At 27.6% G+C, this 20,838-nt stretch carries 21 protein-coding genes and 1 riboswitch; of the genes, 20 read left to right on the top strand and 1 reads right to left on the bottom strand.

Annotated features, from left to right (window positions below):
* Positions 1 to 35: 35 nt before the first annotated feature.
* From ACRCYC_RS14025 to ACRCYC_RS14060, 8 genes are all read left to right on the top strand, one after another.
* Positions 36 to 1,151, top strand: coding sequence for a hypothetical protein (locus ACRCYC_RS14025; protein ID WP_438619759.1), 1,116 nt, complete (start codon positions 36 to 38; stop codon positions 1,149 to 1,151).
* A gap of 124 nt (positions 1,152 to 1,275) precedes the next feature.
* The gene (locus tag ACRCYC_RS14030) at positions 1,276 to 2,193 is read left to right on the top strand and encodes a TraB/GumN family protein (RefSeq protein ID WP_438619760.1); all 918 of its coding nucleotides are present in this window, start codon (positions 1,276 to 1,278) and stop codon (positions 2,191 to 2,193) included.
* Between the two features lie 107 nt (positions 2,194 to 2,300).
* Positions 2,301 to 3,230: a TraB/GumN family protein gene (locus ACRCYC_RS14035; RefSeq protein WP_438619761.1), complete on the top strand. Its 930-nt coding sequence runs from the start codon at positions 2,301 to 2,303 to the stop codon at positions 3,228 to 3,230.
* Between the two features lie 193 nt (positions 3,231 to 3,423).
* Positions 3,424 to 4,065, top strand: coding sequence for a pyroglutamyl-peptidase I (gene pcp / locus ACRCYC_RS14040; RefSeq protein WP_438619762.1), 642 nt, complete (start codon positions 3,424 to 3,426; stop codon positions 4,063 to 4,065).
* Positions 4,059 to 7,271 (top strand): M14 family metallopeptidase, encoded by a 3,213-nt coding sequence (locus ACRCYC_RS14045; RefSeq protein WP_438619763.1) that lies wholly within the window; start codon positions 4,059 to 4,061, stop codon positions 7,269 to 7,271. Before pcp ends, ACRCYC_RS14045 begins: the two co-directional genes overlap by 7 nt.
* Before the next feature lie 27 nt (positions 7,272 to 7,298).
* Entirely contained in the window at positions 7,299 to 7,982 is a 684-nt protein-coding gene (locus tag ACRCYC_RS14050) for a DUF969 domain-containing protein (RefSeq protein WP_438619764.1), read from the top strand.
* Positions 7,982 to 8,902 carry a DUF979 domain-containing protein gene (locus ACRCYC_RS14055; protein WP_438619765.1) on the top strand — a complete coding sequence of 307 codons (921 nt, stop codon included), beginning with the start codon at positions 7,982 to 7,984 and terminating at the stop codon, positions 8,900 to 8,902. Before ACRCYC_RS14050 ends, ACRCYC_RS14055 begins: the two co-directional genes overlap by 1 nt.
* Before the next feature lie 5 nt (positions 8,903 to 8,907).
* Positions 8,908 to 9,321: a gamma-glutamylcyclotransferase family protein gene (locus tag ACRCYC_RS14060; protein ID WP_438619766.1), complete on the top strand. Its 414-nt coding sequence runs from the start codon at positions 8,908 to 8,910 to the stop codon at positions 9,319 to 9,321.
* Positions 9,322 to 9,388: 67 nt separating this feature from the next.
* Here the strand turns inward: ACRCYC_RS14060 and ACRCYC_RS14065 are convergent, their stop codons facing one another.
* Positions 9,389 to 9,577, bottom strand: a complete 189-nt coding sequence (locus ACRCYC_RS14065) for a hypothetical protein (protein ID WP_438619767.1) — start codon at positions 9,575 to 9,577, stop codon at positions 9,389 to 9,391.
* Positions 9,578 to 9,849: 272 nt separating this feature from the next.
* Here ACRCYC_RS14065 and murQ point away from each other — a divergent pair, with 272 nt between their 5' ends.
* The 12 genes from murQ to ACRCYC_RS14125 all read left to right on the top strand — a co-directional run bounded on the left by murQ (position 9,850) and on the right by ACRCYC_RS14125 (position 20,838).
* Complete coding sequence (gene murQ, locus ACRCYC_RS14070) at positions 9,850 to 10,755, top strand: N-acetylmuramic acid 6-phosphate etherase (protein WP_438619768.1); 906 nt, start codon at positions 9,850 to 9,852, stop codon at positions 10,753 to 10,755.
* A gap of 22 nt (positions 10,756 to 10,777) precedes the next feature.
* Positions 10,778 to 12,139 (top strand): PTS transporter subunit EIIC, encoded by a 1,362-nt coding sequence (locus tag ACRCYC_RS14075; protein WP_438619769.1) that lies wholly within the window; start codon positions 10,778 to 10,780, stop codon positions 12,137 to 12,139.
* A gap of 83 nt (positions 12,140 to 12,222) precedes the next feature.
* Complete coding sequence (locus ACRCYC_RS14080) at positions 12,223 to 13,293, top strand: DUF871 domain-containing protein (RefSeq protein WP_438619770.1); 1,071 nt, start codon at positions 12,223 to 12,225, stop codon at positions 13,291 to 13,293.
* Complete coding sequence (locus tag ACRCYC_RS14085; protein ID WP_438619771.1) at positions 13,265 to 14,143, top strand: MurR/RpiR family transcriptional regulator; 879 nt, start codon at positions 13,265 to 13,267, stop codon at positions 14,141 to 14,143. Before ACRCYC_RS14080 ends, ACRCYC_RS14085 begins: the two co-directional genes overlap by 29 nt.
* A gap of 300 nt (positions 14,144 to 14,443) precedes the next feature.
* On the top strand, positions 14,444 to 14,998 hold the full coding sequence (locus tag ACRCYC_RS14090) for a hypothetical protein (RefSeq protein ID WP_438619772.1): 555 nt from the start codon (positions 14,444 to 14,446) through the stop codon (positions 14,996 to 14,998).
* Between the two features lie 93 nt (positions 14,999 to 15,091).
* Entirely contained in the window at positions 15,092 to 15,856 is a 765-nt protein-coding gene (locus ACRCYC_RS14095) for an LPXTG cell wall anchor domain-containing protein (RefSeq protein ID WP_438619773.1), read from the top strand.
* Positions 15,849 to 17,210, top strand: a complete 1,362-nt coding sequence (locus ACRCYC_RS14100) for a TasA family protein (RefSeq protein WP_438619774.1) — start codon at positions 15,849 to 15,851, stop codon at positions 17,208 to 17,210. The genes ACRCYC_RS14095 and ACRCYC_RS14100 overlap by 8 nt, the downstream gene beginning before the upstream one ends.
* Before the next feature lie 62 nt (positions 17,211 to 17,272).
* Positions 17,273 to 17,758: a signal peptidase I gene (locus tag ACRCYC_RS14105; RefSeq protein ID WP_438619775.1), complete on the top strand. Its 486-nt coding sequence runs from the start codon at positions 17,273 to 17,275 to the stop codon at positions 17,756 to 17,758.
* A gap of 11 nt (positions 17,759 to 17,769) precedes the next feature.
* Positions 17,770 to 18,336 (top strand): class D sortase, encoded by a 567-nt coding sequence (locus tag ACRCYC_RS14110; RefSeq protein ID WP_438619776.1) that lies wholly within the window; start codon positions 17,770 to 17,772, stop codon positions 18,334 to 18,336.
* Between the two features lie 67 nt (positions 18,337 to 18,403).
* Positions 18,404 to 19,003 (top strand): response regulator transcription factor, encoded by a 600-nt coding sequence (locus ACRCYC_RS14115; protein ID WP_438619777.1) that lies wholly within the window; start codon positions 18,404 to 18,406, stop codon positions 19,001 to 19,003.
* A gap of 182 nt (positions 19,004 to 19,185) precedes the next feature.
* A riboswitch (cyclic di-GMP riboswitch) is annotated at positions 19,186 to 19,269 on the top strand.
* A gap of 60 nt (positions 19,270 to 19,329) precedes the next feature.
* Positions 19,330 to 19,959, top strand: a complete 630-nt coding sequence (locus ACRCYC_RS14120; protein ID WP_438619778.1) for a response regulator transcription factor — start codon at positions 19,330 to 19,332, stop codon at positions 19,957 to 19,959.
* 108 nt (positions 19,960 to 20,067) lie between these two features.
* Positions 20,068 to 20,838, top strand: coding sequence for a LamB/YcsF family protein (locus ACRCYC_RS14125; RefSeq protein WP_438619779.1), 771 nt, complete (start codon positions 20,068 to 20,070; stop codon positions 20,836 to 20,838).

A 20,838-nucleotide genomic window follows, 5' to 3' on the forward strand; every position in this document is an offset into this window, starting at 1 on the left:
AATCAAAGTTCATTTGCGAAGGGTGAAAATTATATATGACAAAGATACTAAAAAGTAAATACAGTAGTAGTGGAGAGCGATGTGTAGACTCATGCTTAAATTATGGAGATCTAAGGTTTACAAATGAAGATGGAACTCCTGTGAGTATTGAAATTCCATTAGATAAATATGAAGAGGCTATAGGGGATTTTGAAGACAGAATAAAAGAAGGCATGACTCACATAACACTAGATCCAAAAGATATATTAAAAAGAGGTGGATTTACATATAACCAAGCTAAAATCATAGCTAATGAAGAAAAAGTAAAAGGCATAGATTTTTTTGAAATAGATGGAAGTATAGAAACTGAACATATTTTAGGTATGTCAGGATGTATAGAATATGCTCTTTCTATATGGAATGGAGACTCTAAAGAAGAAGCTCTAATAAAATCCGTTATAAGATGTATAAAGGTTCATGGAGAAGAATTTATTGAAAGTATAAAGTTAGATAATACTGTAGATAAAAATGAGTATATTAGATTTGCAAGAAACTTATATTCAACTAATGGATCACTAGATATACAATTATATAAGTACAGAAATCATGCTATAGAAGATGATTTTCAATTAGAGGATCAAAAAAACTTTCAAAAAATTAATAATGTAAAAATAGCTTTAGGCATTTTAGGTGGATCAATATCATTTTTGGTATTGTCACTAGTTACCAAATTTGGAGAATTGATAGGTAATTTAAACATATATATTGCATTAAACATACTATTCATAGGAATAGGAGCCATAGTAGGGTCTAAAGGATCTAAACTTATGATTGATAAGTATGTAAAAAGTACTAACAAAGAAGTTATGAATATGTTTAATGAAGAAGTAGAACGAGTTTCTAATGATAATTTACTTACAGAAAAAGAAATATATATAATATTAAAAAATATAACAAAAGGGGAATTTTCAAAACTACTTTTAGATATGAAAGGTAGTGTAAACAAGAAAATTTCTAGTGTTAATATAGTTAATAAAGAAAGTAAATTTATACTAGATGCAAGACGTTATGTAGTACTTCCCACAGAGTATGAAATAAGACAAGCTTTAAGTTTACTTGTAAATGGATATAGGGAAAAATTAGATAATGAATATAATATTGATAATGTATAACATATAGGGTGGATGGTTTAGAAACTATCTGCCCTATACTTTTTTATATATCATAAATTGGAAAAATATTAGGAGTATGTTACAATCATAACGATAAGGGCATTAAAGAAAATAGGGGGATTATATGGGGAAAATTAGAAAAATAATGATTATATCAATTGCTATAATGATAACTTTTTTATTTGTTGGATGTACTACCGATGCACAAGAACAAGCATATAAAAAACCAATAGTAGCAAAAGGTTTTTTTTGGAAAGCAACTAAAGATGATAAATCTGTATATCTTATAGGAACAATGCATCCTGATAAATCTAATATAAACTATTTAAATAGTAATATGGAAAAAGTGCTAAATGAAACTGATGCATTAGCATTAGAAATAAATTTTTCTGATGAAAATGTTCAAAATGAAATTGAAAAATTAGATAATGAAAGTACTTATTTAAAAAATGGAGAATTAAAAGATTTATTGACACAAGCTGAAAATGAAAAATTAGAAAAAATATTAGAGTCTTTAGATTTAAAATATGAAGATGTAAAAAATCTGACTCCAGAAGCTATTTTAAATTTAATTACATCGGAAATATATACCAGAGCTGGGTATACGGGAACTACATCAGATATGTATCTACAAAATATATACAATTCAAATAAGAAGAAAATAGTATCACTCGAAGCTATAGAAGAACAAGAGGAATTAACTAATTTGACAAATTCAGATTTGAAAGATTTTATAAAAGTATTTAATGCAAAAACAATAGAATCTGATATAAAAGATGTTAATGAAGTTATGTATGCTTTTATAAAAGGTGACTCAAAGTTTATGGAGGAGAGAGTAGATAATCAATATGAACAGGATAAAGAGAAGTATAATAAGATACTAAAAGATAGAAATATAAAAATGGCCAATAAAATAGATGAATTAGCAAAAGAAAACGACAAGTATGCAATAGCGGTGGGAACTCTTCACTTCTTTGGAAAAGATAGTATAATAAAACAACTAGAGGATAAAGGCTATAAAGTAAATAAATTAAAAAGTTAAAAAATACACATAATATAAGTAAAGCCCTTCAACTTAAAACTTGAAGGGTTATTTTATATCGTGTTACAATTGTGACAGGACATAATAAAAACAAGGGAGGATTTTTTGTGAAAATCTTAAAAAAAATAGTAGCTATGACAATACCAGTTATGATATTAGCTTTAAGTGTAGGTTGTACACCTAGGACTGAAGATCAGACAGCAAAAGAAAAACCATCAATATCTACAAATGGTTTTTTCTGGGAAGCAAAAAAAGGAGACGACAGCATTTACCTTGTAGCATCAATGCAGCCAAGTAAGCCAAATTTAGATTACTTAAACAGTGAGATGAAAACCATATTAAAAGATACAAACGCACTTGCACTTGAAATAAACTTTACAGATCAAAAAACAGTAAAAGAATTACAAGAACAACAACAAAAAGAATTATATTTAGAAAAAGGCGAATTAAAAGATTTACTAACAAAAGAAGAACAAACTAAGTTAGATAAAGTGTTAGAAACATTAAATTTAAAATATAAAGATGTTAAAGACTTAAGTCCTAGCGGATTTTTATCTTTAGTAAAACAAGTAGAAGCAGAGAAAGCAGGACTTACGGGAACATCTTTAAACTCATTTATAGCAGAAAAATTTAGTAAAGATAAAAAAGAAATAGTATCATTAGAAAGCAATAAGACTCAACTTGAGATACTTAAAAAATCAACAAAAGATTTACAAAACTTTATAAATACATATAATACAGATACACTAAAAAGTACAACAAAAAGTATGAATGAAGATATGGATGCCTTTATAAAAGGAGATTTTGAGTATATGGATAAAAAAGCTAATGAATTATATACTAAAGATCAACAATCATATGATAAACAGTACAAAGATAGAGATATAAATATGGCTAAAAAAATAGATACTTTAGCAAAAGAAAAAAATAAATATGTAGTATCAGTAGGTACAATGCATTTCTTTGGAAATGAAAATATATTAAAAAATCTAGAAAATATGGGATATACAATAACTCAATTAAACACAAATAAATAAAATTAATTAAAAATAAAAAAGAAGTCTGAAGAATAATTAAAAATTTTTCAGACTTCTTTTTGTTAAAATAAAATATAATTTTAACAAGAAAATATAATTGTCGGAAAATAAAGAATAATTTGTATTTACAAATTATTACAAAAATTGTATTATATATATAAATATTTTTTTACAAAATAATGGAGGGGAAAAAATGAAAATACTAATAACAGGATTTGATCCATTTGGGGGAGAAAGCATCAACCCAGCTGAAGAAGCAGTAAAAAGATTAAAAGATGAAATAAATGGAGCAAAAATAATAAAGCTAACAATACCTACAGTGAGAGAAAAATCACTTAAAGCAATAGAAGAAGCAATACAAACATACAACCCGGATATAGTAATATCTATAGGACAAGCGGGAGGAAGATTTGATATAACACCAGAAAGAATAGCTATAAATATAGATGATTTTAGAATAACAGATAATGAAGGAAATCAGCCGACAGATGAAGCTGTTCGTGTGGATGGAGAAATTGCATATATAACAAGTTTACCGGTAAAGGCTATGGTAGAACATATGAAAGAAAATGGTATACCTGCATCTGTATCATATACTGCTGGAACATTTGTATGTAACCATGTAATGTATGGAGTTTTATACATGATAGATAAAAAATATCCTAATATAAAAGGTGGATTTATACATATACCATACACAACTAGTCAAGTTCTAGATAAAAGAAACATGGCATATATGTCATTAGATGAAATTGTTAAAGGATTAGAACTAGCAATAGAAGCATGTACTATGTATAAGGAAGATATAAGCATAAGCGGAGGAGAAATATGCTAATAGATAATTTAAAAAGTTTATTAATAAAAAATAAATTTTTTAATATAGATAAAGACACTAATGAAGTAGATGGACTAAATGGATATGTAGTTATACCTAGAGGAGCAAGTACATATGAAAAAATAGAAACTATAAACTTGTGTAATATCATAGGATTTGAAAGTACAGCACTAGATTTACCAATAGTTAAAATAATAGATATAGAAAATGAAGTTGAAGAATTTGATATTAACTCAAAAGATTATCCAATTTCCATAAACAATAAAAATCTAAAAGAAAGCAAAGTGAAATTTGAAAAAAATTTTTATGAAATAAAAGACTTAGCTGATTTAAACAATATAAACAAAGGTCTTTTACTTGATACAGACAATGATTTTTTACCAGATTATATAAATGCCCAAATCATTATAGATGAAAAATGTAATGATAATGAACTTATAGCAGCTTGTAATATCTCAACAATATTAGGATTAAACAGTCTAGGTTGTAGTAGTTCAATAGGTTTTACAAATAAAGATGCAAATTTAGAAATTGGTAAAATAAATATATATATCGGAGATGAATTTTTAAGAGAAAAATTAAATAATAAAAACTCTAATATAGTTTTTATAAAAGAAGAAAATGCTCTTATTATAGGTGGAAAAGAAGAAGAAATTTTAGAAGTATCAAAGTTCTTTTGTGAAAACTATGAATACTTTATAAAACCTAATGAAGTGAGTTTAGAAGAATTTAAAAATGAATTGAAAGTTTTATTGATAAATCAAGAAAAACCTAGCAAGGAAATAATATTTGAAAAAGAATTTAATTTTGAATGGGAAGTTGATGAAGTAAAACATATATTGAACAAGAAACTATTAGATAATTTGAACTTTGGGGATGAAGTTGAAATAAAAGTTTTAGTAAGTGAAGAAAAAGAAATAAGAGATAATTTAAAAGAGTATATAGAAAATAAGGTTCAATCAAAAGGTTGTAAATTAGTAAAATGTAGTGTGCTGTGCTCATACAAACAAGGTTTAAGTTGGATAATGGAAGAAATCGTTCCTAAAATAAAATGTAATATGAATACAGAAGAAATAAGCGCTATTGATATAAAATTCAAGCCATTTTTGCCAAAAGGAAAAACTAAATGGGATGATGAAGATGGATCGATTCCAAATATTGATGCATCTAGAAAAGATAATCCTGATAAGTTTTTTGACCTTCCAATAAGATTAGTTCAAGAATTATTTCCAATAGATGATTTAATGGAAGGTGAGCTTGGGATTTCTAGAGATAATATTAACTTTGATATTTTAGAAGATAAAGATTATAGCTATGAACTTGTAGTTTATAACAAATATAGAGAAGTCGTATTAAGTGAAACTTTTGATGTTATATATTCAGAAAGACCATATTTAAGCGGATTTGAAGATATAGGTAAAGTTCATCCTAATACAGGACTTATACAAGTTAAAGTAAATCAAGAAACTATAATAAATAAAATTATAAAAACAGATGTAGAAAAAATATGGGATGCATATCAAGATGAAATACTAAATGATTGTAAAACTTACATATTAGATAAAACAAAAGGGAATCCAACAAAAGAAAAACAGCCATTTTTTAATACTTTAAAACTAGATATTTTAACTAGTGAACCAGATTATAAATTAAATGTAAGACAAGATATAATATCTGTTTTAAGTGCGCTTCATGAAGATATATATTTTGCAGGATTAGATTTCTTTAAAACTTTAGGGCTTAGAACGGTTAATGAAGTATTAGATGAGCCAGGATTAATACTTCCTATTATAAACAAACGAAATGGACAAGGAACATATATGAAAGCTACCTTGGAAGTTTTAAATACAGTTAATTATGGGGATTTAGGATTAGAATTATATATCAATGAGATTTATATAAAAAATAATGAAATAGATAAAGTTTATGTAGATATAGTGGGGGATAACAAGGCATTTAATAATATAAAACAAGAAATAAATAAACTTGAAGAAAAAATTAGTAAAGAAAATTATGCTTTCAATACTTTGGTTATAAGACATGATAATCAAGAGATTTATATTAATAATGCAAATAAATATGAAAAGGTTAAAAATATTATTGGGATAAAAGATATAGATATACCTCAAGACAGAGTCATTGGATATGATGAATATATAGAAATTATAAATAAGTTAAGAAATGTAGATGGAATAAATATTTTAAGAGCATCTAAATCTTATCAAGGAAGAGATATTTATGCTATAGAACTTGTGAAAAAATACAAATCAAGTTTCGTTTCTAAAAATAAACTTATAAATAATAAACCAGTATTTCAGATAAACAATAGGCATCACGCAAATGAAGTATCTAGTACAAATTCAGCATTTTTACTTATAGAACAAATACTTTCAAATGAAGATTATAAAAAGTATTTAGATAAAGTAAATATAGTTATGATTCCTTTTGAAAATGTGGATGGGGGATATATTCACTACGAATTACAAAAGGATAACCCACAATGGCAGTTTCATATAGCTAGATTCAATAGTGTGGGAAAAGAATTTGCTAGGGAATACTTCAAAGAAGATAGTAAATATACAGAAAGTAGAGCATTAACTAAATTATGGTATAAGTGGTTACCGGATATATTAGTTGATAATCATGGAGTTCCAAAACATGAATGGGATCAACAGTTTTCAGGATATACATCTCCTTGGTTTAAAGGATTTTGGTTACCAAGAGCATTATTTTACGGATACTTTTGGTACTTAGATGATGAAAGGTATCCAGGAAATAAGTTAATCAGTGAAGCTCTACAAGATGTTGTGAGTGATTATATAAACGAAGATGAAGAAATAACTAAGTGGAATATGGATTGGCAAAATAGATTTGAGAAATATGCTCATCAATGGATGCCTAAGTTATTCCCTGCAAACTACTACAAGGATTTAATATATTATTGGATACCATATAAAGTTGATGAAAACTCTTGGCACGTATCTCATAGATATCCTTGGATAACGGCAGTTGATTGGACCACTGAAGTATCGGATGAAACTGCACAAGGAGATTATCTTGAACTGTGTAGTAAAACTCATAACTTATCAGATATAGCAACTATTGATATGATGTATAATGCTAAGTTTGAAAGAAAAAGAGAAGTTATAGAAAATGAAAAAGAAGTTTTACTAAAAGACATAAGAATTAGGCCTATACAGGTTTAAATAAAAAATATAAAAGGAGGATTTCATATGATTAAATTAATCGGTATTTTAATTATAGTAGTGGGATTTGCACTAAAGTTAAACGCTATAGCTATAGTAATGGCTGCTGGTATAGTTACTGGTTTAGTAGGTGGAATGAGCATCCCAGAAATACTAGCTACACTAGGGGACACATTTGTAGCTAATAGATATATGGCTATGTTTATAATCACGCTTCCTGTTGTTGGAGTTTTAGAAAAGAACGGATTAAAACAAGTCGCAGGAGATTTAATAGCAAAAATGCAAAAAGCTACACCAGGTTTAATAGCAATAGGATATACAGTTATAAGAGGAGCTTTAGCTGCTTTTAACGTAAGTTTCGGAGGTGTTGCAGGATTTATCAGACCAGTAATATGCCCTATGGCAGAAGCATCTGTTGAAAAACATGGAACTAAATTAGAAGAAGAAGACAAAGATACAATTAAAGCAATGAATAGTGCCGCAGAAAATATAAGTTGGTTCTTTGGACAAGTATTATTTATAGCAGGGTCGGGAGTCTTATTAGTAAAAAGTACCCTAGAACCATTTAATTATCAGATAGACCCAGTGTCAGCAGTAAAAGCAGAGATACCAGTATTTTTAATAGCAGTAATAGTATCAGGTATATACTTTATGATAATAGATAAGAAAATTATGAAAAAGTATAAGAAAAAGGCAGGTGTGAAAAACTAATGACTAGCAAAGATATTATAATGGAAATTATATACATAGCATGTGGACTTATGGCTGCATATGTAGGCGCAAGAGCTTTAAAAGATGAAGGACAAAAAAATAAAGTAGGAACAGCAGTTTTTTGGTTTTCCCTTGCAGCTGTATTAGGATTAGGAAACTTCCTTCCAAGTGAAATATCTGGAGTATTAGTTGTTTTAATGACAATACCTCCAATACTTAATAAAGTTGCACCAGGAATAAACAAAGTAGTACCAGAAGAATACAAAAGAAAAATGGCAGATAAGATAGGAAATAAAATATTTATACCAGCATTAGCTATGGGAGTTTTAGCTTTGGTATTCGGAATAGTATTACCAGATTTAGGAGCTTTAGTTGGTATGGGATTTGGTATATTGGTATCAGCTATAATAATACTAATAATGTCTAAAGATAAGTTAAGTGCAATACCAACAGAAGGTAAAAAATTATTAGAATCAGTTGGACCACTATCAATACTTCCACAATTGCTAGCATCACTAGGGGCTATATTTGCAGCAGCAGGAGTTGGCGATGTTATAGCAAGTATGGTTAGTAATGTAGTACCAGAAGGAAATGTAACAGTAGCAATAATAATATATGCAGTAGCAATGGCACTATTTACTATGATAATGGGAAATGCATTTGCAGCATTCTCTGTTATAACAATAGGAATAGGAATACCATTCATACTAGCATATGGATTGGATCCAAATGTTATAGGTATGATTGGATTAACAAGTGGATACTGTGGAACGCTTATGACGCCAATGGCTGCAAACTTTAATATAGTACCGGTGGCCATACTCGAAATGAAAGACAAATATGGAGTTATAAAAAAACAATTGCCAATAGCTTTAATAATGTTAGTTGCTCAAATTATATTAATGAGAGTAATGGGATAAAATAAATGAAATTTAAAATGTTTGTATATGGAACACTTATGAAAGACTACCATAACTATGATAAGTATCTTAAAGAATATGCAATATCACATAAAAAAGCATACACTCATGGGAACATGTATCATCTTCCTTCTAAAAAATGCCCAGCAGTGGTAGAAGGAGATAATAAGATATATGGACAGGTAATTGAAATAGAGGATAATGAACAAAGAAGTGTATTAAAATCTGTAGATTATCTGGAAAAATATTTTGATGGTAGTAATGAAATAATGTATAAACGTAAAGATAAAGAAGTATTTTACGAAGATGGAAGCTTTGAAACAATAGGAGTGTATATTTTCGTTAATGAAAACTATTTAAAAAATAATGAGACTATATTAGTAGAAGACGGTAATTGGCATGAATTTAAATTAAAATAAGAAATATTAAAAAGCTGTTTCAATGTGATATTAAATCACTTTGAAACAGCTTTTTTAATTCGAAAATTTAATTACTTAAACCTTTTTCAACAGAAGAAATAGCTAACCCTGAAAGTATAAGCCCGCACAAAGCAGAACCTGTAAACAATACAGGCGTTAATATTGGTGTATCGAGTAAAGCACCTGATATACCACAGATTATGCCTAAAAGTAACAGCATAAGCATATTATAACTTCTTCTCAACCGATGATCCATTTTTCATAGACCTCCTTTAAAATTTATAAAATCGTAGGAAGCACAAATACGAATGCAGCCAAAATAAAATATATTAAATAGCTGCATATATATATTTTAACATAAATACGAATTCTAACCAATCAAAGGATAAAAAATATTTTCTGAAATAATATTTCTTTTTATATAAAATATATTGAAATAATATTTTAAAAATGATATTATAAATTCATAATTAAGAAAACGAATTCATAAATACATTTAAATATAAAAAATAAGCGGAGGAACAAGAAATGGATAAATTAAATTTAGGAAAACTAACAACAGAAAGTAGAAATCAAAACACATTAGATATAGATAAAATAAGTACACTAGAAATGGTGAAAAAAATAAATAACGAAGACAAAAAAGTAGCACTAGCAGTAGAAACACAATTACCACAAATAGCAAAAGCAATAGATGGTATAGTAGATAGGATGCATAAAGGTGGAAGACTAATATATATAGGGGCAGGTACATCAGGAAGACTAGGAATATTAGATGCATCAGAATGTCCTCCAACATATGGTGTATCAGAAGATTTAGTACAAGGAGTAATAGCGGGAGGACAAGAAGCTATATTTAGAGCAAAAGAAGGTTCAGAAGATTCAAAAGAATTAGCAATACAAGATTTAAAAGAAAAAAGCTTAAATGAAAATGATACATTAGTAGGAATAGCGGCATCAGGAAGAACTCCATATGTAATAGGTGCACTAGAATATGCAAATAAAATAGGAGCATTAACAGTATCGATAACATGTAACTCAGATTCAGAAGTAGCAAAAGTAGCAAAAATATCAATATCACCAGTAGTAGGAGCTGAAGTAGTAACAGGATCTACAAGATTAAAATCAGGAACTGCTCAAAAGTTAGTATTAAATATGTTATCAACAGGAAGTATGATAAAAATGGGAAAAGTATACGGAAACTTAATGGTAGATGTAAAATCAACAAATGAAAAACTAGTGGAAAGAGCAAAAAAAATAGTAAGTGAGGCAACAGGTATTAATATAAATGAAGCAACAGAAGTTTTAAACAAAACAGACTTTGATGTTAAACTGTCAATATTTATGATTTTATCAAATTTAGAAAAAATAAAAGCAAAAGAAATACTAGATTCAAATAAAGGATATATAGCAAAGGCTCTACAAAATATATAAAAAATATATAGGAGGAATAAAAATGACAAATCAAGAAATAGCAAAAGGCTTAATTGAATTAGTTGGTGGAAAAGAAAATATAATTTCAGCACAAAACTGTATGACTCGTTGTAGACTAGAAATTAATGATTACTCAAAAGTAAAAATGGAAGAACTAAAAAAATCAGAAGGAGCTTTGGGAGTTGTTAAAGCTGAAGGTCAATTACAAATAATTTATGGACCAGGAAAAGTAAATAAAATAACAGAAGAATTAAATAAACTAATAGATAAAAAAGTATTACTAGGTGATGATGCAATAAAACAAACAAAAGAAAAATTAAAAGAAAAAAATAACACTAAATTTAAAAATGTACTTAAAAAAATAGGTAATATATTTATACCATTGATACCATTATTTGTATCATGTGGGTTAGTATTGGCAGTGAATAATATAGCGGGCGTATATTTAGGCGAAGTATACACGACAACAACTTTAGCACAGATAATAGGATTAATAGGTAATGGAGTATTTGCTATATTATCAGTATTAGTAGGTGTAAATGCAGCAAAAGAATTTGGATCACAAATGCCAATGATGGGTGGAGTACTTGGAGGTATTTTATCATCACCAGCATTAGCTAATATAAACTTATTTGGAACAACATTAACACCAGGTAGAGGTGGAATAATATCCGTAATATTAGTTGTATTATTAGCAGTTTATATTGAAAAAGCATGTAAAAAAGTAGTTCCAGATGTCCTAGATTTATTTATAACACCACTAGTAACATTAACTGTATCAGTTTTAGTAGCACTATTAGTATTACAACCAGTAGGTGGATTTATATCAGATTCAATAGGAATGGTAGTAGCAAATACAGTAGCATCAAGCAATATAATAGTATCAGTACTATCAGGAGCGGTATCGGGAGCATTATTCTTGCCATTAGTAATGACAGGAATGCACCAAGCTTTAACACCAATACATGCAGACTTAATAGCAAGCACAGGATCGACAGTATTACTTCCAATATTAGCAACAGCAGGTATGGCACAGGTTGGGGCAGCAATAGCTGTATTAAGAAGAACAAAGAATAAAAGATTAAAAGAAACAGCTAAAAATGGATTAGTACCAGGATTTTTAGGAATAGGAGAACCTTTAATATATGGAGTAACATTACCGCTTGGAAAACCTTTCTTGGGAGCTTGTTTAGGAGCAGGAATAGGTGGGGCTGTAATGGCATTTTTCAAAGTGGGAGCAGTAGCACTTGGAGTATCTGGATTGCCACTAGCGTTATTAATAGCTGATGGGAAAATGTTTGTCTTCTTGATAGGAGTATTAGTATCTTATATAGGAGGATATTTCTTTACAGAAATGCTTGGATTCGAAGATCCAATAGAATAAAAAAATAACAAAGGACTGATCATAGTTTGGTGCTCATTCGCTAAACAATGGTAGTCCTTTTATAATATTAGGAGGAAGATGAGATGAGTTTTGGATTTTCAATATATTTTGGACTAGACAATACTAAGGATGAGAATATAAAGTTGTTAAAAGATGCGCATGAATTAGGATTTAGTAGAATTTTTACTTCTTTGCATATTCCTGAGGCTGATTATGAGGTGTTGAAGGTTGAAGTAAGGGAGTTTTTTAGTTTGGCTAAGGAATATGATATGGATATAATAAGTGATATTTCTCCTAATACTTTTAAGTTTTTAGATCTTGAAAATATGGATTTAGAAGGGCTTAAAGAGATGGGTGTAAAGACTATTAGGATAGATTTTGGATACACTGAGGAAGAGGTTGCTGCGATGAGTAAAAACAGCTATGGGATACAAATTCAGTTAAATGCATCCACTATAACTAAGGAGTTTTTTAATAAGTTAGACAAGTTTAATCCAAATTATGCAAATATGGATGCATTGCATAATTTTTATCCAAGAATAGGAACTGGTATCTCAGAGGAGTGTATGGTAGAGAAAAATGAGATACTAAAAGAAAAAAATATAAAAATTTGTGCTTTTATTCAATCAAATAATAGAAAAAGAAGTCCACTAAAGGATGGGTTACCGACGCTTGAAGATCATAGAAATATGGATGTATCAGATGCTTGTAACCACTTGTTTGCACTTGGAAATGATTGTGTGTTCATAGGCGATTCGCTACCTAGTGAATATGAGCTAAGATCATTAATAAATTTAAACTTAGGTGCAATAAGATTAAGAATAAATATAGATATAGAAGATGAAGTCTGTGAAAGATTATTAAATGAAGTATATAGTTCAAGATGTGATGAAGCAAGAGATGCAATAAGAGCTAGTGAAAGTAGATTGATTTTAAATGGAGAAAAAATAAAGCCATTAAATACCGTAGATAAAAAATATGGAGATATAACAATTGATAACGAAGGATATAAAAGATATATGGGAGAGCTTCAAATTTTAAAAACAGATCAAGATGCAGATTTTAGAACTAATAAAGTAGCATCTATTTTACAGAATGATTTATATCTATTAAAATATATAAAAGATGGTAAAAAGTTCTACTTTAGAAAGTGAGGTATTTAAAATTTTAGAATATATAAAACAAAATTATGAAAATTTTACAGATAGAGAAAAGCTAATAGCTAAGTATTTGCTTTCTAACAAAGAAAGTATAATAAATTTATCAGCTAAAGAAATTGGTGATTTAACAAACACTTCAGCAGCAACATTGATTAGATTTTCAAAAAAATTAGGATTTAATAGTTTGAATGAAATGAAGCTTAATTTATCTATGAGTATAAATGAAAGTAAAGAAAATACAGGATTTGAATATATAGATAAAAAGCTTGAAATTACAGATATAATCTATGGCATAAAAAATTCCATAGATGCAGTTATGGATAAAACGGTTAAATTGATAAAAGAAGAAGATCTTGAAAAGGCTATAGATATATTAATAAAAGCAAAAAACATATATATTTACAGCGTAGGAGTATCTGGGTTAGTAGGTATGGATTTTTATTATAAATTAAGCAGAATAAATAAAAGGTGTATAGCTCACACAGATACACATCTTCAGATAACGTCTTCTATATTAATGGAAGAAGGAGATGTAGCAGTAGCTATATCTTATTCAGGAAGTACGAAAGAAGTAATAAAATGTGTAGAAAATGCGAATAAAAATAAAGTTCCGGTGATATCAATAACAAAAGCTAGTGTAAATAATTTACTAGAGTCTATGTCTGATATAACATTAAAAGTACCATATGTAGAGAAATCTCTAAGAGAAGGTGCAATGAGTTCAAGAATATCACAATTAGCAGTAATAGATATGTTGTTTATTGGAATGGCTAAAAATAATTTAGAAGAAATAGAAAATAAACTTATATTAACAAGAGAAGCAGTAAGAGAATTAAAGTTTTAAAAATTATTCTAAATAAAAATTAAAGTATAAAAATAGACTCTTTTAAAAGAGTCTATTTTTATACTTTAATTTAGGTCAATAACTATATTAAAAGCAGAACGTTCCACTAAAAGAGAAAGAAAAATACTACTAAAGAGTAATGCGGATTTTATAAATATTATACTAATTAGTTAATTATATAAGGTTAGTAAATTTGGGTTTTTAAGGTAATATATTTTCTTTATTCAATAAATTAATATATATATTGTGGTTAACAAAATTTGAAAAATAAAAAAGTTAATAAACAGGGGGAATAAAATAATGAAAAAGAATAAAACGATAGCATATGCATTAGCAGCTACATTATTAGTAGGGGGAACTTTTGCAGGAACTAAGGCATTATTTAGTGACAAAGCAGAGGCTTACAACGATTTAGTAATAACAATGGGGAATTTAAATGTTGATGTAGTAGAAGGCGAATGGACATTAGAAAATTCAGATTCAGAATCTGAAAATTCAACTAATAATGATAGATTTACAAATGTAAAGCCTGGGGATAGTTTTTTAAAGAAGGTAACTGTTACGAATAATGGATCATTAAATCAAAAATTATCTGTTGAACAAAATGCTATTGGAGCTATACCAGATACTATAAAAGTAGGTGAAACACTTACTAGAGATTTAAATGGAAAAACTTTAGCACCAGGTCAATCTATAGAGACTGCTATAAATGTAAACATACACCCTGATATGGGAGGAGCATATGGAGAAGAAGGAAGTTACAACCAAAATCAAAAGCCAACATTTAACTTTAATGAATTATCATCTGTATTTGAAATAACTGCAGAACAAATACATGAAAAAGAAGCAAAATAGTTCTATTAATTAATGACATTTTTTATAAATAGTTGTTAAAATAAAAAAGCATTCTTATTTATATAAGGGTGCTTTTTTGAAAGAGAGGAAATAATGTTATATAAAAAAACAATATATAAGATAATATCGATTAGTTCAATAGCAATTTTACTTTCAATGCCTATATCATATGCAGATGATAAAACAAAAGCTATAAGTATAGATCCTATATTTATACATGAAGATGGACATTGGCATCCAGGAAGAATTGAATCTAAAGATTTTTATATATCAAATAATACAGAAAAAACTATAGATATAGATAGAATATATATAGAGTTGAAGTCGTCTAAAAACTATATAACTAATCAAAGTATAGATATAAATGATAAAGAATTTAAAGAAAAATCTAAAAATAGTCAAGTAAAGTTGACTTATGATGATAAAGTATTATTTGAAGATAGCTTAGACAACTTATTAAAAAATAAAGAGATAGTTTTATCTAGAGAAGTTCAAGTTAAACAACATGGAAAAGAACTTTTTAATATGACTATAGATATGGATGAATCTATGGTAAATGAGGCACAGGCACTTGAAAATATATTCAGTATAGGTGTGGGATATAAAGTGAACTCTGATACTGGTATAGGTGGAGAAACGGATAGTGAAGATGACAATAATAATTCAGGAGACAGTATTGGCGGCAATAACGGGAGTACTGGATCTGGAATCAATAAGCCAGCAGGTGGTAAATTACCTCAAACAGGTGGAATAATAAACTCCGTAAGTATAATAGCCATAGGTGTAGGGGTAGTAGGTACAGGATTAGTACTAAACAAGAAAGAATCATCAGATAAAGGAGGAAATAAACATGAGTAGATTAAAAAGACTTAAGTATAAAAGAAAACAAAATAGAGAAGCTATAAAAGCTAGTATGACAAGTATCGTATTAGCATTAGGTATAGGAACTTGTGGTAGTTTAGATACTTATGCTTACTTTGCTGATGAGGAAATGGTATCAAATGATTTAAACATAGAAATGGGAAATTTAGATGTAAGTATTAGTGAAGGTTTAAATGTAGAAGGTTTAAAAGAAAATCAGGAAAGACCAGATAGTGAATATAAAGAATTTTATATAAAAAATGAAGGAAGTTTAAAACAAAATTTAAGTATAAAGTTTGAGGAATTAACATCAAACAACATGGATGATAGTGAGTTAAGTAAATTAACTTATGAGGTTATTATTCATAACAAAGATGGGGTTGAAATACTAAAGATAGAGAAAAACTTAAAAGACTTATTAGATGGAGAGTCAATTAGACTAGTAGATTTAGATGGAAATAAAATTAAATTAAATAAAGATGAAAGTATTTTATGTAAATCTAAAATAAAATCAGATACCGAGTTATCAGATAGTATGTCTAATAAAGTAGCAAAATTTAAACTCATAGTAAAAGCTACTCAAACTGAAACGGAAAAAGGATTTTTTGATATAGCAACACAAGTAAATACAATTAGTATGGACGAAATAAAAAATATACCTGATATTAACTTAGATTTAGATGATGTTAAATTTGAGGATTGCCCAGAAAATGAAAATTGTAAAAAACATTGCAAAACAGATGAAATTGAAATTAAATGTGGATTAAAAAAATTACCAGATGGATTTAAATATAAGTTTGAGTATATAGATAGTACTGGACAATTTTCAAATATTGAAATTGAGCATGAGAATAAAAATTGTGGCCAAGGTTATTGTCTAGAAATAGATAAGAAAAATGATATGGAATTTGAACTTAATAAAAGTTATGGTAATAATAATATTCTTAATATGAGTATAAGTATAGTTGATAGCAATGGGGAAATTGTAAAATCAAAAGAATTTAAAATATACTTTAGATATGATAAGAATGTTAATCCACATAATTTGGAAGCAACACTTGAACCATCAAGTATAATCATTGATTCACAATTAGAGGAACCTTCAATTGAAGAAGTAATAATAGAACCTCCAGTAGTAGAGATACCAAATGAACCAGAAATAGAGCAACTGCCAGTAGTAGAGACACCAAGTAAACCAGAAATAGAGCAATCACCAGTTGAAAAAGTACCGAGTGAACCAGAGATAGAACAAAAACCTATTGAAGAAGTTCCAAATAAACCTGAATTAATAGAACCTCCAAAAGAGCAGGAAAAGACAGATATCGATACTCAAGAAAATCCAGAAATATAAATATATGATAAAGGTGGTATCTAATTAGATGCCACTTTTAAATATGACAGGGGAGAATATATATGGAAGATATAAAACAAAAATCATCTAAAATACTATATTACATAGTTATAGTATTTTTAGCATTAATAATATTAAACACATTAACATCTAAATCTGATAAATTATTCAATATATTTGGATATAGAACCTATACCGTATTATCAGGTAGTATGGAACCGGAGTTTTATCCAGGAGACATGGTAGTAGTTAAGCATAAAAATAAAACAGATATAGAATTAAATGATATAGTGACTTTTGTAGATAATGAAGGCGTAGTAGTGACTCATAGAATAATAGAAAAAAGCAGTGGTGGGTATATAACAAAAGGTGATAATAATAATATAGATGATGCAGATATATTACAAAAAAATAATATAATAGGAGAAGTAAAATTTCATATACCTAAGTTAGGATATATAAATAATTTCTTATCAGATCCAAAGATAATCGCAATTGAAATGATAGCTTTAGCTATATTTATTTTCATATATTACAAAGAAGCTTAAAAGGTGAAATTATGAAAAAAATTATAGGTAAGTTATTAATAGTAGTAGGATTATTAATAATATCATCAGTAGTCTATATAAACTATAAAACAAATAAAAATAACGATGATATGGTAAAAGAATATGAAACCTTAATGCTGAATGAAAATGAAACAAAAGATGAAACTACACAGAATATACCTGAGGGTATAATTGGTATATTAGAAATACCAAAGCTTAATTTAAAAGTAGTTGTAGAAGAAGGAACAGATAATGAAACATTAAAATATGCAGTAGGTCATTTTGAAAATACGGCAATGCCTGGAGAAGAAGGTAATTTTGCTGTTGCAGGACATAGAGCCTATACGTATAATAAATTCTTCAGTAATTTAGACGAAGTTAAAATTGGAGATTATATAAACATGCACACAAGTAAAGGTTCATATAGATATAAGGTAACTAATTCTAATGTAGTTACTCCAGATAAAGTTGATGTGTTAGATTTTATAGATGGTGAAAAAATTATAACACTAGTAACCTGTACACCAAAATATATAGGAAGTCATAGGTTGATACTAAAGGGTGAATTATGTGATTAAAGTATAATATACCAAAGTATACTGGTTGGTATATTTATTTTAAAATTAAAGATGGAGGATATATCCTGTGAATGTATTGATGATAATGAAAAATTTTATAGCAAGGGAAGCTATTAATATATTACTAAAGAAACATTTTGATGTAGTTAATATAGATACAATAGAGGATTTACATTGCATAGAAACTATTAAAATAAATAACTACGATACTGTATTTATAGATGGTAGTTATAATATATTAGAAATAGAAAAACTACTGAATTCTAAAAGTTATAAATCGCATACAAAAACACTGATTTTAGATAATAATAGGAATGAAAATTTGCTTATTAGATCTATAAAATCAGGAGTAGATGCATACATCTGTGGAATAAATAATGAATATGAATTTAACTATATAATAGATAATATTAAAATAGGTAAGAAGTTTTATGATAGTGATTTAATTGAAAGTTATATAAAGAAAAAAGACGATATAAAATTTACAAACTTAACAAATAGAGAGATTGAAATTATGGATGAAGTTTGTAAAGGACTTAGTAATATTGAGATAGGTAATAATTTGTGTATAACTGAATTTACAGTAAAAAAACATATAAGTAGCATATTATCAAAATTAAATTTAAAAAATAGAAGAGATATAATTTTATGTAATAAAAATATATAGTTGTATATTAGTCTATAATTATAAATAAAAATTAAATAATAAGAAAAAATAATGAAAAATGTTGCAAAAAAGACAAAAAAGACATAATTTATCGATATTTGAAGTTATAAAATTATTGAATATTTATAACATTGTTGATATTATTTATAGTGCAAGAAGGTAGTAAGAAAGTAGTAAAAAAAATAATGAAAAGATACTAAGAAATATACTCTTTATTTGGGCACCTGGAGTATATGGAGTAAGTGGTGCAACCGGCTTTATATATAAATGTAGATTATATATTTATATATTTATAGCCGGTTTTTTATTTATCTAAGGGGGATTTTATGAACATAAAAATAATATCTAAGTCTTTTATAATGAAAGAAGTTTTAAAATCTATAGTGGATCAAGTTATTATAAATGAAAATATAGAGTGTATAAGTACAGTCAAAGAAATAGATTTGAATTTATTACCAGCTACAGACTTTATATTAATTGATTTAAGTAGCAATCAGACTGACTTTGATAGTGAATACGAGTTAGAAGCTATAAAAAAATTAAAAGAATCGTATAATAATATAAAGGTATTAGTTGTTGATTTAAATAAAAATGCTAGGTTATTTAATAAAGCATTGAAATGTAAAGTAGATGGATATACAGTGGATAGTTCTGATAAGGATGAATTTTTATATATAATTAATAAGGTAATAAAAGGTAAAAAATATTATGATGGTGATTTAGTAACTTTAGGAATGAAAAGTGAAAAATATAATGCTTTTTATAATTTAACGCAAAGAGAGTTGGATATCTTAAAAGAACTAGGAAAAGGATTTAACAACAGAGAAATTGCAACTAAATTGTATATAACAGAGCATACTGTTAAAAAACATGTAAGTAATATATTACAGAAAATAAACTGCAAAAATAGAAAACAGGCTATTATATATGTTAGAGAATCATATATGTATCAGTAAAAATAATGGTATGACTTAATTTAAGTCATACCATTATTTTTTTATACATAAAATTAAAATAGGACAATAAATATATACAATTTTAATTTATATTTGGGGGGAGTAAAAATGTACAAGGTAGATTTAAATAGTGATTTAGGAGAAAGTTTTGGTAGTTACAAAATAGGAATGGATGAAGAAATATTAAATCATATAACATCTGCAAATATAGCCTGTGGATTTCATGCAGGAGATCCAATACATATGGATAAGACCACAAAAATAGCAATAAAAAATAATGTGAAATTAGGAGCTCACCCAGGATTTATGGATTTGATGGGTTTTGGAAGACGCGAAATGAAAATAACCAAAGAAGAAGCAAAAGCTTATATCAAATATCAGTTAGGAGCATTGAATGCTTTTGCAATTTCAAAGGGAGAAAAAATACAACATGTAAAAGCACATGGAGCACTTTATAACATGGCAGCTAAAGATTACGAATTAGCTTTAGCTATAGCTGAATCTGTATATGAAGTAGATAAAGACATAATATTACTAGGTTTAGCTAATAGCTCGATGATAGATGCAGGAAAAGAAGTTGGACTAAAAGTAGCTAGTGAAGTATTTGCAGATAGAGCTTACAACGGGGATGGAACTTTGGTATCAAGAAGCATAGAAGGATCAGTTATACATGATACTAACCTTGTTATAAAAAGAGTTATAAAGATGGTAAAAGAAAATAAAGTTGAAAGCATAGATGGAAAATATATAGATATAAAAGCAGATTCCATATGCGTACATGGAGATAATCCAAAAGCTATAGAGTTTGTAAAGAATATAAAAGAAGCACTTTTAAAAGAAAATATAGAATTAGCTTGTATAAGTGAAGTTATAAAATAA

It is taken from the genome of Paraclostridium sp. (assembly GCF_051657365.1).
In the GTDB taxonomy this organism is placed as follows: Bacteria; Bacillota; Clostridia; order Peptostreptococcales; family Peptostreptococcaceae; genus Paraclostridium.

Bases quoted from the DNA above. Each gene is read 5' to 3' on its own strand.
- ACRCYC_RS14025 (WP_438619759.1), top strand. From the start codon at position 36: ATGACAAAGATACTAAAAAGTAAATACAGTAGTAGTGGAGAGCGATGT.
- ACRCYC_RS14030 (WP_438619760.1), top strand. From the start codon at position 1,276: ATGGGGAAAATTAGAAAAATAATGATTATATCAATTGCTATAATGATA.
- pcp (WP_438619762.1), top strand. From the start codon at position 3,424: ATGAAAATACTAATAACAGGATTTGATCCATTTGGGGGAGAAAGCATC.
- ACRCYC_RS14045 (WP_438619763.1), top strand. From the start codon at position 4,059: ATGCTAATAGATAATTTAAAAAGTTTATTAATAAAAAATAAATTTTTT.
- ACRCYC_RS14050 (WP_438619764.1), top strand. From the start codon at position 7,299: ATGATTAAATTAATCGGTATTTTAATTATAGTAGTGGGATTTGCACTA.
- ACRCYC_RS14055 (WP_438619765.1), top strand. From the start codon at position 7,982: ATGACTAGCAAAGATATTATAATGGAAATTATATACATAGCATGTGGA.
- ACRCYC_RS14060 (WP_438619766.1), top strand. From the start codon at position 8,908: ATGAAATTTAAAATGTTTGTATATGGAACACTTATGAAAGACTACCAT.
- ACRCYC_RS14065 (WP_438619767.1), bottom strand. From the start codon at position 9,577: ATGGATCATCGGTTGAGAAGAAGTTATAATATGCTTATGCTGTTACTT.
- murQ (WP_438619768.1), top strand. From the start codon at position 9,850: ATGGATAAATTAAATTTAGGAAAACTAACAACAGAAAGTAGAAATCAA.
- ACRCYC_RS14075 (WP_438619769.1), top strand. From the start codon at position 10,778: ATGACAAATCAAGAAATAGCAAAAGGCTTAATTGAATTAGTTGGTGGA.
- ACRCYC_RS14080 (WP_438619770.1), top strand. From the start codon at position 12,223: ATGAGTTTTGGATTTTCAATATATTTTGGACTAGACAATACTAAGGAT.
- ACRCYC_RS14085 (WP_438619771.1), top strand. From the start codon at position 13,265: ATGGTAAAAAGTTCTACTTTAGAAAGTGAGGTATTTAAAATTTTAGAA.
- ACRCYC_RS14090 (WP_438619772.1), top strand. From the start codon at position 14,444: ATGAAAAAGAATAAAACGATAGCATATGCATTAGCAGCTACATTATTA.
- ACRCYC_RS14095 (WP_438619773.1), top strand. From the start codon at position 15,092: ATGTTATATAAAAAAACAATATATAAGATAATATCGATTAGTTCAATA.
- ACRCYC_RS14100 (WP_438619774.1), top strand. From the start codon at position 15,849: ATGAGTAGATTAAAAAGACTTAAGTATAAAAGAAAACAAAATAGAGAA.
- ACRCYC_RS14105 (WP_438619775.1), top strand. From the start codon at position 17,273: ATGGAAGATATAAAACAAAAATCATCTAAAATACTATATTACATAGTT.
- ACRCYC_RS14110 (WP_438619776.1), top strand. From the start codon at position 17,770: ATGAAAAAAATTATAGGTAAGTTATTAATAGTAGTAGGATTATTAATA.
- ACRCYC_RS14120 (WP_438619778.1), top strand. From the start codon at position 19,330: ATGAACATAAAAATAATATCTAAGTCTTTTATAATGAAAGAAGTTTTA.
- ACRCYC_RS14125 (WP_438619779.1), top strand. From the start codon at position 20,068: ATGTACAAGGTAGATTTAAATAGTGATTTAGGAGAAAGTTTTGGTAGT.